This window comes from Streptomyces fragilis (assembly GCF_003112515.1).
Taxonomy (GTDB): Bacteria; Actinomycetota; Actinomycetes; order Streptomycetales; family Streptomycetaceae; genus Streptomyces; species Streptomyces fragilis.
Window position 1 is genome coordinate 77,915 of record NZ_BEVZ01000008.1, and the last position, 15,218, is coordinate 93,132.

Annotated in this window: 9 protein-coding genes and 2 tRNA genes; 6 read left to right on the forward strand and 5 right to left on the reverse strand. The window is 75.0% G+C overall.

The window, feature by feature from the left end; all coding sequences use genetic code 11:
- Positions 1-94 precede the first annotated feature (94 nt).
- The 3 genes from Sfr03f_RS24935 (at position 95) to Sfr03f_RS24945 (ending at position 3,998) form a co-directional block, all read left to right on the forward strand.
- Positions 95-2,503 (forward strand): MFS transporter, encoded by a 2,409-nt coding sequence (locus tag Sfr03f_RS24935; protein WP_108956637.1) that lies wholly within the window; start codon positions 95-97, stop codon positions 2,501-2,503.
- 115 nt (positions 2,504-2,618) lie between these two features.
- Complete coding sequence (locus Sfr03f_RS24940; RefSeq protein WP_108956330.1) at positions 2,619-3,440, forward strand: YceI family protein; 822 nt, start codon at positions 2,619-2,621, stop codon at positions 3,438-3,440.
- Positions 3,441-3,524: 84 nt separating this feature from the next.
- Positions 3,525-3,998, forward strand: a complete 474-nt coding sequence (locus Sfr03f_RS24945; RefSeq protein WP_108956332.1) for a PPOX class F420-dependent oxidoreductase — start codon at positions 3,525-3,527, stop codon at positions 3,996-3,998.
- A 217-nt stretch (positions 3,999-4,215) separates the two neighbouring features.
- Here the strand turns inward: Sfr03f_RS24945 and Sfr03f_RS24950 are convergent, their stop codons facing one another.
- Positions 4,216-5,046, reverse strand: coding sequence for a DUF2797 domain-containing protein (locus Sfr03f_RS24950; protein ID WP_245967742.1), 831 nt, complete (start codon positions 5,044-5,046; stop codon positions 4,216-4,218).
- 50 nt (positions 5,047-5,096) lie between these two features.
- Positions 5,097-6,083 (reverse strand): NAD(P)-dependent oxidoreductase, encoded by a 987-nt coding sequence (locus Sfr03f_RS24955; protein WP_108956334.1) that lies wholly within the window; start codon positions 6,081-6,083, stop codon positions 5,097-5,099.
- A gap of 143 nt (positions 6,084-6,226) precedes the next feature.
- Between Sfr03f_RS24955 and Sfr03f_RS24960 the strand changes: the two genes are divergently transcribed.
- Positions 6,227-6,805 (forward strand): hypothetical protein, encoded by a 579-nt coding sequence (locus tag Sfr03f_RS24960; protein WP_108956336.1) that lies wholly within the window; start codon positions 6,227-6,229, stop codon positions 6,803-6,805.
- 129 nt (positions 6,806-6,934) lie between these two features.
- Here Sfr03f_RS24960 and Sfr03f_RS24965 read toward each other — a convergent pair.
- Positions 6,935-7,007: transfer RNA gene (locus Sfr03f_RS24965), tRNA-Arg, on the reverse strand.
- Between the two features lie 324 nt (positions 7,008-7,331).
- Positions 7,332-7,422 (reverse strand) — tRNA-Ser (locus Sfr03f_RS24970).
- Between the two features lie 203 nt (positions 7,423-7,625).
- Here Sfr03f_RS24970 and Sfr03f_RS24975 point away from each other — a divergent pair.
- Positions 7,626-8,213, forward strand: a complete 588-nt coding sequence (locus tag Sfr03f_RS24975; protein WP_170145152.1) for a subtilase-type protease inhibitor — start codon at positions 7,626-7,628, stop codon at positions 8,211-8,213.
- Positions 8,214-8,433: 220 nt separating this feature from the next.
- A complete protein-coding gene (locus Sfr03f_RS24980) occupies positions 8,434-13,344 on the forward strand; it encodes a hybrid sensor histidine kinase/response regulator (RefSeq protein WP_245967743.1) in 4,911 nt (1,636 codons plus the stop codon).
- Between the two features lie 161 nt (positions 13,345-13,505).
- Here the strand turns inward: Sfr03f_RS24980 and Sfr03f_RS24985 are convergent, their stop codons facing one another.
- Complete coding sequence (locus tag Sfr03f_RS24985) at positions 13,506-15,164, reverse strand: long-chain fatty acid--CoA ligase (RefSeq protein WP_108956339.1); 1,659 nt, start codon at positions 15,162-15,164, stop codon at positions 13,506-13,508.
- Positions 15,165-15,218: the final 54 nt, after the last annotated feature.

Below are 15,218 nucleotides of genomic sequence, written 5' to 3' on the forward strand. Positions count from 1 at the left end.
CCCAGTGAACAAAGGGAAACGTATGGCAACCACCACACCAGCCGGTGTGCGGGCCAACGCCGAGCACGGGGGAGGGACCTCCGGCGGCGTCCAGATGACGCACCGGCAGATCTTGGAGGCCCTGTCGGGCCTCATGCTCGGCATGTTCGTGGCGATGATCTCGTCCACGATCGTGAGCAACGCGATGCCGCGGATCATCGCGGACCTGGGCGGCGGCCAGTCCGCCTACACCTGGGTGATCACCTCCTCCCTGCTGGCGATGACGGCGTCCACCCCGCTGTGGGGCAAGCTCGCCGACCTCTTCAGCAAGAAGCTGCTGATCCAGATAGCCCTGGTCATCTTCGTGGTGGCCTCGGCCGGAGCGGGCTTCTCGCAGAACCCCGAGACGCTGATCGCCTTCCGCGTCTTCCAGGGCATCGGCGGCGGTGGCCTCGCGGCGCTGTCCCAGGTGATCCTGGCGTCCATCATTTCTCCGCGTGAACGCGGGAAGTACGCCGGCTACCTCGGCGCGGTGTTCGCGGTCGCAACCGTGGGCGGTCCGCTGCTGGGCGGTGTCATCACCGACAGCGAGTCGCTGGGCTGGCGCTGGTGCTTCTACGTCGGCATTCCGTTCGCCGTGGTCGCCCTGATCGTGCTGCAGAAGACGCTGCACCTGCCCGTGATCAAGCGCAAGGTCAAGGTCGACTGGCTGGGCGCCACCCTGGTCGCCGCCGCGACCTGCCTGATCCTGCTCTGGGTCACCTTCGCCGGCGACAAGTACGAGTGGGTCTCCTGGCAGACCTACGCGATGGTGGGCGGCTCGATCGCCCTCGCGCTGCTCTTCCTGTTCGTCGAGTCCAAGGTGTCCGAGCCGATCATCCCGCTGCGGCTGTTCCGCAACCGCACCGTCACGCTCTCCGCGTTCGCCTCGCTCTTCGTGGGTGTCGGCATGTTCGCCGGCACGATCTTCTTCGCCCAGTACTTCCAGCTGGCGCGCGGCGAGTCGCCGACCATGTCCGGCGTGCTGACCATCCCGATGATCGCCGGCCTGTTCGTCTCCTCCACCGTCTCCGGCAACCTGATCACCCGCACCGGCAAGTGGAAGGCCTGGCTGGTCTCCGGCGGCTTCCTGCTCGCCGCGGGCCTGGGCCTGCTCGGCACCATCCGCTACGACACCCCGTACTGGCACGTCGCGGTCTTCATGGCCGTGATGGGTGTGGGCGTCGGCATGATGATGCAGAACCTGCTGCTCGCCGCGCAGAACCAGGTCGCCCCCAGCGACCTCGGCTCGGCCAGCTCGGTCGCCAACTTCTTCCGCTCGCTGGGCGGCGCGGTGGGCGTCTCGGCCTTCGGCGCGGTCCTGGGCAACCGGGTCACCGACTACGTCAAGGACGGCATCGCCGACCTGCCGCCGCGGTACGCCAAGGCGATGGGCTCGGCCTCCGCGAGCGACTCCATCCCGGACGTCCAGTCGCTGCCCGGTCCGATCCGCGAGCTGATGGAGAGCGCCTACGGCCACGGCATCGCCGACGTCTTCCTGTTCGCCGCGCCGATCGCGCTGGTCGCGTTCCTCCTGACGCTGTTCATCAAGGAGGTCCCGCTGAAGACGCACTCCGCGCTGGACGAGACCTCCGGTGCGACCGCGGCCGACGAGGCCACCGCCGAGGTCCCGGCCGCGGCCGGCCCGAAGCACGCCGCCCCGTCCACCGGGGCCGTCGCCGCCGCCACCGCCACCGCGGTGGCCGCCACGACCGCGGTGGAGCGGGCCGGCCTCCCGGTGCACGGCCACGTCCGCAACGGCGAGGGCGCTCCGCTGCCGCACGCCGCGGTCACGCTGATCTCGCTCGAGGGACGCCAGCTGGGCCGGGCCATCGCCCAGGCCGACGGCGCCTACGCGGTGGACGCCCCCGGCGTCGGCTCGTACGTGCTGATCGCCTCCGCCGACGGCTTCCAGCCGCAGGCCTCCACGGTCACCGTGAACGGTGAGCCGCTGGCGTACGACATCCTGCTGAGCGGCACCAGCGGCCTGACCGGCGTCGTCCGCGCGGCGGCCACCGGCGAGCCGGTGGTGGGCGCCATGGTGATCGTCACGGACGTGCGGGGCGACTTGATCGCCACCGGCGCCACCGACGAGGCGGGCGAGTTCGCCTTCGCCGCGGTGGTCCCCGGCGACGTCACCGTCGCGGTCAACGCCGCCGGCTTCCGGCCGAGCGCCCTGCCGGTCCAGGTGGCCACCACCGGGGTCACCCGGGTGGAGGCCGCGCTGGAGGCGGGGTCGCAGCTCAGGGGTGTCGTGCGCTCGCCGTACGGCCCGCTGGCGAACGCCCGGGTCACGCTCCTGGACGCGGCCGGCAACGTGGTCTCCACCGCCACCACCGGTGAGGACGGCGTGTACGCCTTCGCCGACCTGGACAGCGGCGACTACACCGTGATCGCCACGGGCTACCCGCCGGTGGCCACCACCCTGGCCGTCCGGCAGGACGTCGAGGACCACGTCATCGAGCTCGCCCACTCGGGCGAGTAGACGCTCACGGCCGGTGGCGGGGGCTCCCTGAGGGAGCTCCGCCACCGGCCGGCCCTCTTTTCCTCCGTATGCCTCTTCATGGCCAATTTGTAAGCGTTTACAGGGAGATGACGGGATGGCTTTGACCGCACGAGTCCGTACGCGGGACGGATGGGCCGTGTCGCACGCGGTCGTCACGCTGACCGACGCCCACGGCGCCCAGACGCTGCGCGCCGAGGCCGACACCGAGGGCGTGGTACGGGACGGCTCCGCCCTGGCACCGGGCTCCTACACGGTGATCGTCACCGCCGTCGGCTACGCCCCGGTGGCCGCCAGTGCCATCGTCACCGCCTCCGGGCACGCCGAGGTCGGCACCGTCACCCTGGCCCGGCAGGGCGGGGAGGAGCTTCTGCCGCCCGGCCCCTGGACCGTCGACCCGGCGCACTCCACGGTCGGCGCGGTCGCCCAGCACCTGGGCATCTCCAGCGTGCGCGGCCGGTTCACCGAGTTCGCCGGCACCGTGGAGATCGCGGCCGGCGACGTCGCCCGCTCGCGGGTGGACGCCGTGATCGCCGCCGCCTCGATCGACACCGGCAACCGCGTGCGCGACGAGCACCTGCGTTCCGAGGACTTCCTCTTCGTCGAGAAGTACCCGGAGATCACCTACCGGTCCCACGGTCTGACCCCGGCAGGCGCCGACCGCTGGACGGTGCACGGGGAGCTGACCATGCGCGGCCTGGTCCGCCCGGTCGACCTGTCCCTCAGCCACCTCGGCACCGGCGCCGACCCGTGGGGCGGCACCCGCGCCGCCTTCCGGGCCACCGCCGAGCTCCGGCGGGAGGACTTCGCGATGAACTACAACCAGATCGTCCAGGCCGGCATCGCCGCCATCGGCACCACGCTGCGGGTGGAGCTGGACGTCCAGGCGGTGCGGGGCACGGAGTTGCCTGCCGCCTGACGCCCCCTCCGGGCACGGGCGATGCGTGCGGGACGGGCGGGGCGTGCGGGGCGGACGGCGCGCGCGGCCCCTAGGCTGCGGGACATGGCACCGAAGAACATCGCGACCAACACCGCCGTCTCCCTCGAGGAGCTGCTGGACTTCGTCCGTCCCCGCCACCGCGCGATCCTGCTCACCCGCCGCGGCGACGGCGGCCCGCAGGGCTCGCCGCTGACCTGCGGGGTCGACGACTCCGGGCGCATCGTGATCTCGACCTACCCGGAGCGGGCCAAGACCCGCAACGCCAAGCGCGACGAGCGGGTCTCCGTCCTCGTCCTCAGCGACGACTGGAACGGCCCGTGGGTACAGGTCGACGGCACCGCGGAGGTGATCGACGCGCCGGACTCGGTGGAGCCGCTGGTGGAGTACTACCGGAACATCGCGGGGGAGCACCCGGACTGGGACGAGTACCGGGCGGCGATGCTGAAGCAGGGGAAGTCGATCATCCGGGTCACCCCGGTGTCCTGGGGACCGGTCGCCACCGGCGGCTTCCCGGCCCGCCTGGCGGAGCAGGACTGACCCGTCCGCCGGGGCGGGTGGCCCACCTGGTGCCCGGCGGCGCCGACACCGGGTCACCTGCGGTCGGCACCCGGCCACCGACAGACGGGTCACCGGCGGTTCAGAACAAGCCCGGCTGGGCCGGGGCCGCGGCCTGGGGCAGGCGGATCCCCCGCGGTTCAGAACAGGCCCGGCTGGGGTTGGGCCGGGGCCTGGGGCGGGCGGATCCCCCGGCGGTTCAGAACAGGCCCGGCTGGGGTTGGGCCGGGGCCTGGGGCGGGGGCTTCAGCGGGAGGGGGAGCCCCGCGCCGTCCTCCGGGGCGGCGGTGAGCGGCCAGCCCGGCAGCAGCCGGGTGTCCAGCACCACCACGCCCCGACCGGTCCGCAGGTGCAGGTCCGGCCCGGCGGCCGCCAGCAGCGTCCCCTCCACCGCACCGCCGGGCACCAGTTCGCGCACCGTCCCGGCCGCCGGCGGCAGTCCCTCGAGCCCGAACACCGCCGCGTGGTCCACCACCTCCAGCGGCTCCCGCTCCAGCGCCTCCGGCCACCCCGGCAGCTCCGACGCCCGCGCGTGCAACGCGGCGACCTCCGCCGCCCGTTCGCCGGGCGCCGACGGCAGCGCCGCCCGCACCGCCCGCTTGGCGTCGTACGGGATCCGGTCCGGCACCCGCAGCGCCGCCCGCAGCAGTTCCTCCGTCCTGCGCGCCGCCATCAGCGGCCCGCGCCCCAGCCAGGTGAACGTCACCGCCCCCTGTTCCAGCAGCCGGCCGGACCCGCGCCGCAGGGCGGTGATGCCCACCTTGGTCATGCCGGGACCGAACCAGGCCAGGTAGACGTGGTACGGCTGCGGGTCGTCGGCCCGGGTGTCCGCGGCCACCGAATGGGCCCGCTCCAGCCGCGCGCACTCCTCGCAGCGCGCCGACCCCGACCGGCCGGGCACCTCCGCCGCCACCGGGCAGGCGTTGCCGCGGGCGCCGACACAGCGGCGGACCGCGTCGCCCGGCACCGCGAGGACCACCCGCTTCCCCGGCGGGAGCGCGCTCTCCCGGCCGCCCTTCCACCGCAGCAACGGGCCCTCCGCCGTCCAGCGCAGCCCTTCGCTCCGCCAGCCCCGCGCGGTCAGGACGCCTGCCCCTCGTGCCCCTGCGCGCGCCCGGACGCTCCGCCGTCGGACGGTCCGCCCCCGTCCTCTGCCCCGTGCCCGTCCTCGACGCCGGGCCCGGCCCCGTTCGCGTCGAAGCTGGCCCAGTACGCGGCGGCCATGTCCTGCCGCCCGCGCCCCTGCTCGACGACGCGGCGGAACCGCTCGGCGCTCGCTCCGGCGACGTCCAGCCGCACGCCGTGCCGCTCCCCCGCCTCCACGATCAGCCGCGCGTCCTTGGCCGCGGTCTCCGCCGCGAAGGAGGCCGGAGTCAGCCGGTCCTCCATGATCATTCCGGCCTTGAGCCGCAGGTAGGCCATGTCGAGCGGGCCACCCGCGATGAGGTCCAGGAACGTCTCCGGACCGACTCCCAGCCCCTTGGCCAGGGCCAGCGCCTCGCCGGCCGCACCGGTCACCGCCAGCACCCAGCTGTTGGCCACCAGCTTCAGCCGCGTCGCACCGCCCTGCGCGCCGTCCTCCCCGGCCCACACCGTGCGCACACCGACGGCGTCGAACACGGGCGTCACCCGCTCCCGCTCCGCGACCGGACCGGCGGCGATCACCGTCAACGCACCCTCCTCGGCGGGCTGCCGGGTGCCGAGCACCGGCGCGTCGAAGAACACCAGGCCGTGCTTCCCGGCGAACTCCGCCAGCTCCGGAAGCGCCTCCAGCCCGGCGGTGGTGGCCTGCACCCACGCGGCGCCGGCCCGCAGGCCGGGGGCCGCCTGCCGCATCACCTCCAGCGCGGCGGCGCCGTCGTACAGCATGGTGACGACCACGTCCGCGCCCTCGACGGCCTCGGCCGGCGTCCCGGCGACGTGCGCCCCGTCCGCGGCCAGCGGCTCCGCCTTCTCCCGGCTGCGGTTCCACACCCGCAGGACGTGCCCGGCCCGGGCGATGTTGCGGGCCATCGCGGCCCCCATGATCCCGGTGCCCAGCACGGCCACGGTGCGCGTTTGCGTCATGACGTCAGCTCCCTGTGCGGTGAACCTGTCCGGGGCCCCTGCGGCGGTACCCCGTCCCCCACTATGGCCCGGCCGTCGTCCTCCTCCGGCCCGACTTCGCCGAACCCGTTGACCCGCCTGCCCGGAGCCAGGACGATCAGCCGATGATCAGCGTCTCGGCACCGTCGGTCACCGTCGTCCTGTGCGTCCTGGCTGCGGGGCTGGCCGCGACCGTCCTCGGCGTCCGCCTCTTCACCCGTCGGGGCTCCGCCCGCGCACGGGCCCGCCTCCGCCGGCGGCACCCTCTCGGCGACACCCCGACCGCCGCGCGCCGGGTCCGCCGGGCGGCGATCGGCTGGACCACCGTGGGGACGTTGCTCTGCCTGGTCTGCGCCGCGCTCCTGGTCGTCACGCACGACCCGCAGAAGGCCCGCTTCGAGGCGCGGGACCCGTACCGGAGCTGCGGTGACGTCACCTTGGCGCAGGGCCAGGAACTCGGGAGCCGGGCGAAGCGGGAGATCGGCTGCCTGCGCCGCGCACACGACCGCGACGAGGGCGCCGAACTGAAGGTCACCGCCCTCACCGTCGAGGGCGACCCGGTCCGCGAGTACTACCGCGTCACGCCGCACGGCGCGCTGGAGATCTACACCGACAGCACCGACGACCCGTGGTCCGACGGCAGGTGGTCGTCCTCCGGCTGCGACGACCCGGACTGGAACCCCGAGCCGTCCTGCTCCCGGTGACAGCCCACCCGCGACCTCCCCGTTCACCGGTGCCGCACGCCCGCCCCGGCTGACGCGGTTGCTGTACTTCGCTGCTGTACAGGCAACGCAAGAGGCCCCGGGATCATCTCCCGGGGCCTCTCACCTGTGTGCACTCGGCAGGATTCGAACCTGCAACCTTCTGATCCGTAGTCAGATGCTCTATCCGTTAAGCTACGAGTGCTTGTTTTGTTGTTGTCTCCGTTTCGGTTCCTTTCGGCCCGTCCCGGCGACAGGAAGAACATTACATGACTGCCGCCGACATGTGAAATCCATTCGGCACACCCTGTCTGACCTGCGGAAACGTCGAAACGCGTGCGCCCGGGTCCGCCCTTCGCACCGAGGGTCGGGCCGCTCGTCAAGGGGTGCGGCCGGACAGAGCGCGGCCCGGACGGACCGAAAGGGGCAGCGCAGGCGCGTCGAGGACGCGTGCCTCCCCTGCGGGCGCGGAGACGGAGCCGCGGAAACACCTCGGGCCCCTGTTCGAGGAACAGGGGCCCGAGAGATGCGGAGGCGGAGGGATTTGAACCCTCGATGGACCGTAAAGCCCAAACCGCATTAGCAGTGCGGCGCCATAGACCGGACTAGGCGACGCCTCCAGCACAGCTCTCGCGCAAGCGCGAGTGGTGTGTGCAGATGATGACACAGACGAGCGCCCGGTCACCAATTGGCCCCCACGGTACTAGGCGCGTGGCCCGCAGGGCAAAGGGCTTTCGGCGCGCCGGAGGATTCGGCCCCGGGCGGGCTCCGGACCGGGGCACCGGACCGCTACCGGGAGGGGTCCTCCCGCGTTGAGCAGGGCATGTCGCACTCCACCGCTCACTCCGCCCACCCCGCCCCCTCCACTCGATCCGCCCACTCCACTCGACCCGCTCGCGCCGCCGCCCGGCCGCCCCTGGCCGCCGTCACCGTCGCCGCCCTCGCGGCTCTCGCCGCCGCCCCGGCCCCGGCCGTCGGTTCGCCGCTCGGGGACCACGAACTGCGGGACCGGCTGACCGTCACCGTCCAGCACGCGGGGAAGGGCCTGGACGGCAGGTACCGGCTCGACTGCCACCCCCGTGGCGGCGACCACCCGGACGCGGCGGCCGCCTGCGCCCGGCTCGACCAGCTGACCCGCCCCACCCGTCCGGCGCCCGCGGGTCCCGGCGGCTTCACCGGGCCCGTCCACGGCGCGGGGCCCGAGGGTCCGGCCGGCCCCCGGGACCCGTTCGCCCCGTCCGCACCGCAGGCGTTCTGCACGATGATGGACGGCGGCCCGGCCACCGCGCGGATCACCGGATGGTGGGACGGACGCCGGGTGAACGCGGCGTACGACCGGCACGACGGCTGCCGCACCGCGCGCTGGGACGCGATGGTGCCGGTCCTCCCCGAGATCCGGGCCGCACGGTAACCACGAGGGCTCCACGGAAGCTCCCGGAAGGCCCAGGAAGAGGAGGGTCGGGCTCCACATCTCCCCCGCACCTCGCGTCAACCTCTCGTGCGACGTCCCTCTCATCCTGGGCCGCCGGGGCGCCCGGTGCCCGTAGACTCTGCCCGTGACACGTGCCGGGCCGGTTGGCAAGATGGCCCACACGGTCAGCACGGTGCGGTAACAGGGAGGAATGCGTCTCGTGAGCAGCAGGCCATCCCGAGGCGCTGCTCGCCTCGCAGCCATACTGGACGCGCTGCCCGACGCGCTGGTCCTGGTCAATGCCAACGGCACCGTCGTCAACGCCAACACCATCGCCCTGGACGCCTTCGAGACGCCCGGCACCGCCCTGGTGGGCCGCGGACTGCTCGACCTGCTCCCGGAGTTCGACTCCCGGCTGATCCCCGGGTCGATGCGACGGCCGGGCGACTCCCTCCAGCCCGGGACCCGGACGAAGCCCACCCGGATGATCGCCCGCCGCACCGACGGCAGCGAGTTCCCGGTCGAGGTCACCAGCGCCGGCCTGGAGAACGGCGGCCAGGCCCACGACGGCCACACCCCCGCGTACACCGGCGACGAGCTGCTGATGCTGGTCGTCCGCGACCTCACCGGCACCGTCGACACCGAGGCCGAACTCGCCCGCTCGCAGCGGCAGACCGAGATGATCCTGCGGGCCGCCGCGGAGGGCGTGGTCGGCACCGACACCGACGGCCGCGTCGTGCTGGTGAACCCGGCGGCCGCGCAGATCCTGGGTTACCGGGCGAGCGACCTCGGCGGCCGTGAGCTGCACGAGCTGATCCTCCACTCGCGCCCCGACGGCACCCCCTTCCCGTACGAGGAGTCCCCGCTCGCCGACACCCTGCGCTCCGGGCGCAAGCACCGGGTGCGCGGGCAGGTGCTGTGGTCCCGTGGCGGCGACAAGGTGCCGGTCGACCTGACCACGGCCCCGGTGCGCGACGGCGACCAACTGGTCGGCGCGGTGATGACGTTCACCGACCGGCGGCCCTTCGACAACCTGGTCAAGGAGCGCGAGGACGCCGAGAAGCGGCACGAGGAGGAGCTGGAGAAGCTCTCCGAGGAGCACGCCTCCGAGCTGACCTCGCTGCGCCAGCAGCACGTCGGCGAGGTCGAGGAGCTCACCGAGTCGCACGCCGAGGAGATCCGCAAGCTCACCGAGGCCCACGCGGAGGAGGTCCGCGAGCTCACCGCGACCGGCGCCGAGAAGGTCCGCGAGCTCACCGAGCGGCTCGAGGAGGCCACGGCCGACGCCGAGGAGCGCTACGCCTCGCTCGCCGAGCGGGAGAAGGACCGCTTCGACGAGCTGGCCGCCCGCCACGAGCAGCTGCTGGGGCTGCTGGGCGGATCGCTGCGCGGCCCGCTGGACGAGCTGCGCCGCGAGCTGTCCGTCCTCGCGGCGGACGACGCCGGCCAGCTGTGGCCGGAGGCCAACCAGGTGCTGCACCACCTGTCGGCGGGCTACTCCCGGATCACCCAGCTGATCGACAACGTGCTCGGCTACCAGTCCCTGGCCGCGGGCGGCGACGAACTGCACCGCGCCAAGGTGATGCTGGACGCGGTCGTCGCGGCGGGCGTCGACGGTGCGGTGGAGCTGATCGGCCCCGGCCGGGTGCAGTTCGCCGTGCACGCGCCGCCCATCGAGGCGGAGGTCGACCCGCAGCGCCTGGCCACCGCGCTGGCACACCTGGTGGCGGACGTCGCCGGGGTGGACGCGACCGGCAACGCGCCCGTGTCCACGGGCGGTTACATGGACAACACGGTGGTCGTGGCCGCCGCCCAGCGCGGCGAGGTGGTGCGCATCGAGGTGCGCGGCCCCTACTCCGGCGGCGACCCGGTCCACGGCCCGATCGTGCAGGGCATCGTCCGCGCCCACGGCGGCGTGCTGCAGACGCACGAGGTACCGGGGATGAGCGGCAGCGCCTTCGTGCTGGAGGTGCCGCTGGGGACCGGCGCGGGCGTCGTCGAGGTCCCGGCCCCCGCCCCGGCGGTCGCGGCTCCGGAGGCGGCGCCGGCTCCCGAGGCGGCGCCGGGCGGCGGTACCGGGCGGCGGCGTGCGCGGCGTTCCTCGGTGGACGCCTTCCTCGACGACACCTCGCGGCCGGACGCGACCGCGGACCCGGCGGCGGGTTCTGCGGCGGATGCGGCGGTCCCCGCGGCTTCGGCGTCCCCGGCCCCCGCGGTTTCGGCGTCCCCGGCTGCCCCGGCGTCCGGTGCCGAGCAGGCTCCCGGCGCCGTGCCGACCGGGCGGCGGCGCCGACGTGCCGCCGCGGCGGAGGACTCGGCGGACGTCGCGCTTCCGGCGCAGCAGCCGGCGGGTGCCCAGGAGCCCGGTGCGGCGGCCCCGGCGGCGGCCGGCACGGGTCGTCGGCGACGCGGGCGGCCGAGCCCGGAGGGGAACGGCGCGGCCGTGGAGCGCACCGGGCAGCCCGGCACCACCGCGCAGTCGCTGCCGACCGGCGCGATCGTGACGGCCGCCGAGCACGCGGCGGGCGCCGCGGCAAGCGCCGTGGGACTCGGCGGGACGGTGCCGCCGCAGGGCGTGCCGGTGCCCGCGGGCGGCCGCGCACCCGAGGCGCAGGGCGCGCCGGCCTTGCCCGCCGCGCTGCCGGCGGCGGGGGCCGACGCCGGCCAGGACGCCCAGGCGCAGGCCGCGCAGCCGTCCGGGCGGCGGCGTCGTGCGATGGCCGCCGCCGAGGCGAGGGCCGCGGCCCAGGAGGCCGCGCCGCGCTCGCCGTTCGCGCTGCCGCCGGCCGACGCGGACCGCGCCACCGATGGTGCGGGGTCCGACCTGGCCGGTGCGGCCGGTGCGGGCGGTGCGGCCGTGGCCGGTGCGGCCGGTGTGGGGGCGGTCGGTGCCGGTGCGGCGCAGGAGGTCGTGCAGCCGGGGCTGCAGGCCGTTGCGCCACCGGGACTGCAGGCCGTTCCTCAGCCGGGGCCGCAGGTGGTTCCCCCGGTGGTGCCTCAGGTGCCGCAGGGGGGTCCCCAGCCCGCTCAGCCCGCTCAGCCTGTCCAGCCGGGGACGCAGCCCGTTCCGCCGCCCGGGGGGCAGCCGGTGCCCCCGCCCGGGATGCAGCCGGTGCCTCTGCCGGGTGCCGCACCCCAGCCCGGTGCCGTCGGGCAGCCCGGTGTCGTGCCCCAGCCGGTGCCCGGGCAGCCCGTGCCCCAGCCGGGTGGCGCGCCGCAGCCGGTGCCCCCGGGGCTTCCGGCGGCCGGGCAGCAGGGCGCGCCGGTGCCCGCGCAGGGGACCGCCCCTGCCGCGGCGGCCGCGCAGCCCGCCGCCGCACAGCCGCCCGTGCCCGGACAGCCGGTCACCGTGCCGGCCCAGCAGCCGATCGCCGTACAGCCGGTTCCCGCGCCGATGGCCACGGTCCCGCCGCAGGGCGGTCCGCAGAACGTCCCCCAGCCGGTGGCCTCGCAGGCGCCGGCCGGCGCGGAAATGGCCCAGGTGCCCGGCCCCGCCCCGGTCTGGCCCGGTGCCGCGGTTCCCGGCGCCCCCGCGCCGCAGGCCCCCCAGGCCGCCCCGGCCCAGCAGCAGTCCGCTGCGGCCGCCGAGGCCCAGCCCGCACCGGGTGTGACCCCGGTGGCCCCGCAAGGCACGGCCGTCCCCGTACCGCCCACCCCCGCGCCGGGGACCGGCCCCGCGATGCCGCAGGCACAGACCCCGGCACAGGCCCCGGGACAGGCCCCGGGACAGGCGCAGCCCCAGTCGCGGCCTCAGTCGCAGCCCCAGGTGCAGCCCCCGGCTTCACAGCCGGTGCCCCCGCCGCAGCCCCGGCTGGCCCAGCCGCTGCCCGCCGAGTCGACGGCCACGCCGCCGCCGGCCCCGGCGCAGCCGCAGGCCCAACCCCAGCCCCCAGCCCCGGCTCCGGCTCCGGCCCAGCCCACGACGCCGACGCCCGCCGCGCCCGCGGCACCCGCCGTGGAGCCCCCGGGCGACAGCACCAACAGCACGCAGGGCCGCGCCTTCAGCGTGCGCACCCTCGGGCAGGGCGTCCCGTTCGCCCGCCGTCCGGGGCAGGGCCAGCAGACCCCGCCGCCGGTCAACCCGGGCTCGAACGGCCGTCGACGCAAGCTGGGCAACCGTGCCGCCGAGGCCGAGCCCACCGCGACGCCGGCCCCGGGCACGCCTACGCCGACCCCCGGCGCCACCGCGGGCGGCGTCCCGGCGCTGCCCCCGGTGCCGTCCGCCGGACTGCCCCGGCCCGCGGCCCCGGCTCCCCGGCCGGGCGCGGTGTCCGACACCAGCGTGGGCCGGTCCTACGCCATCGGCGCGCCGGACGCCGACGCCGCCGAGGGTCCCGAGCCGCTGGACGGTCCGGGCGGGGCGGTCGAGGTCTCGGACCAGCCGCAGCCGCGTCCGATGGACGACGAGCTGCCGCCGGAGCCCCTGGACAACCCGCGCCGCCTGCTGGTCTGGCCCGCCCCGGACCCGACCACCCGGCAGGCGCTCAGCGACCGCGGCTACCGGCCGGTGGTGGTCAACTCCCGCGAGGAGGTGGACGCGCAGATCGCCGCGTTCCCCGCCGCGCTCTTCGTCGACCCGCTGACCGGCCCGATCACCCGGACCGCCCTGCAGTCGCTGCGCGAGGCCGCGGTCGCCGCCGAGGTCCCGGTCATGGTGACCGCGGGGCTGGCGCACGCGCTCCGTGAGGAGGCGTACGGCGCCGACCCGGCCGTGCTCTTCAAGGCGCTGGCCCCCAGGGACAGCGACCAGCACCCGCCCCGGGTGCTGCTGATCGAGGGGCGCGACGAGGTCGCCCTGGCGATGACCGCCTCGCTCGAGCGGCGCGGCATGCAGGTCGGGCGGGCCGTGGACGACGGCCAGGCGGCGGCGGTGGCCGCGCAGATGCTGCCCAACCTGGTGGTGATGGACCTGATGCGGATGGACCGGCGCCGGGCCGGCATCCTCGACTGGCTGCGCGCCAACGGCCGCCTCAGCCGCACCCCGCTGGTCGTCTACACGGCGCCGGTGGAACCGCACGCGTTGCCGGCGCTGGCGTCGGGGGAGTCGGTGCTGTTCCTGGCCGAGCGCTCCACCGAGGACGAGGTGCAGGACCGCCTGGTCGACCTGCTGGCACGCATCGGCACCAACTGACGGCCCCGCCCGCACCGACCGGCACCCGCTGACGGGCCGCGCCCGCTGACGGCCCCGCCCGCCACGTGTCACCGACCGACGGCACGCGGCGGCCGACGACACGAAGAGGGGCGCCCCGCGGCGTCACCGCGAAGCGCCCCTCCCCCACCCGGATACGGGCGTCAGATCGTGGTCACGTCCAGCTCACCCTCCGCGTACTGCCGGCGGATGACCTTCTTGTCGAACTTGCCGACACTCGTCTTGGGCACCGCCGCGACCCGCGTCCAGCGCTCCGGCAGCTGCCACTTGGCGATGCCGCCCTCCGCGCCGAGGAACTCGCGCAGCTCGTCGAACCCGGTCTCCGCGCCCTCCTCGAGGACCACCGCGGCCAGCGGGCGCTCGCCCCACTTGTCGTCCGGCACCGCCACCACGGCGGCCTCGGCGACCTGCGGGTGCCCCATCAGCGCGTTCTCCAGTTCCACGGAGGAGATCCACTCGCCACCGGACTTGATGACGTCCTTCGCCCGGTCCGTCAGGGTCAGGAAGCCGTCCGGGTCGATCACGCCGACGTCGCCCGTCTTCAGCCAGCCGTCCTCGCTGAACTTGTCGTCCGGCCGCAGCGGTGCGCCGTCCGGACCGTTGTAGTACGCGCCGGCGATCCACGGGCCGCGCACCTCCAGCTCGCCGGCCGACTCGCCGTCCCAGGGCAGGCGCTCGCCGTTCGGGCCGGTCAGGCGGGCCTCGACGCCGGCGGGGAAGCGGCCCTGGGTGGTGCGGTAGGCGAACTCCTCCTCGGAGCCCGGCGCCACGTGGGCCGGCGGGCGGGCCACCGTGCCGAGCGGGGAGGTCTCGGTCATGCCCCAGGCGTGGACGACCCGCATGCCGAACTCGTCGAAGGACTTCATCAGCGCGGGCGGGCAGGCGGCGCCGCCGATGGTGACCTGGGTGAGCGTGGAGACGTCACGCGGCCTGGCCTTGAGCTCGGCGAGCAGGCCCTGCCAGATGGTGGGGACGGCGGCGGCGTGGGTGGGGCGGACCGTCTCGATCATCTCGGCGAGCGGGGCGGGCTGCAGGAAGCGGTCCGGCATCAGCATGTTGACGCCGGTCATGAAGGTGGCGTGCGGGATGCCCCAGGCGTTGACGTGGAACTGCGGGACGACGACCAGGGAGGTGTCGCTGTCCGTCAGCGCCATCGACTGGCTCATGTTGACCTGCATGGAGTGCAGGTATATCGAGCGGTGGGAGTAGACGACGCCCTTGGGGTCGCCGGTGGTGCCGGAGGTGTAGCACATGGCGGCGGCCTGGCGTTCGTCCAGCCGCGGCCAGTCGTAGCTCTCCGGCTTCCCGGCGAGCAGCGCCTCGTACTCGTGGACCTGGGCGCCCGCCCCGTCGAGCAGGGAGAGGTCGCCGGGGCCGGACACCACGATGTGCTCGACGGTGGGCAGCTGCGGCAGCAGCGGGGCGAGCAGCGGCAGCAGGGTGCCGTTGACGAGGACCACCTTGTCGGCGGCGTGGTTGACGATCCAGGCCAGCTGCTCGGCGGGCAGGCGCAGGTTGAGGGTGTGCAGCACCGCGCCCATCGACGGGATGGCGAAGTAGGCCTCGACGTGGGCACTGTTGTTCCACATCAGGGTGGCGACCCGGTCGTCGCCGCGGACGCCGAGGTCGTCGCGCAGGGCGTGGGCGAGCTGGGCGGCCCGGCGGCCCACCTCGGCGAAGGTGCGGCGCTCGGGCGCCCCCTCGCCCGTCCAGGTGATGACCTCCGAACGACCGTGGACGGTCGTGCCGTGGGCCAGGATTCGCGAGACCGTCAGCTCGACGTCCTGCATCGTGCTCTGCACCGGTGCCTCCCCGAGGAACGCGCGTCATTACGCGTGGGTAAGTTTCCGGTGATT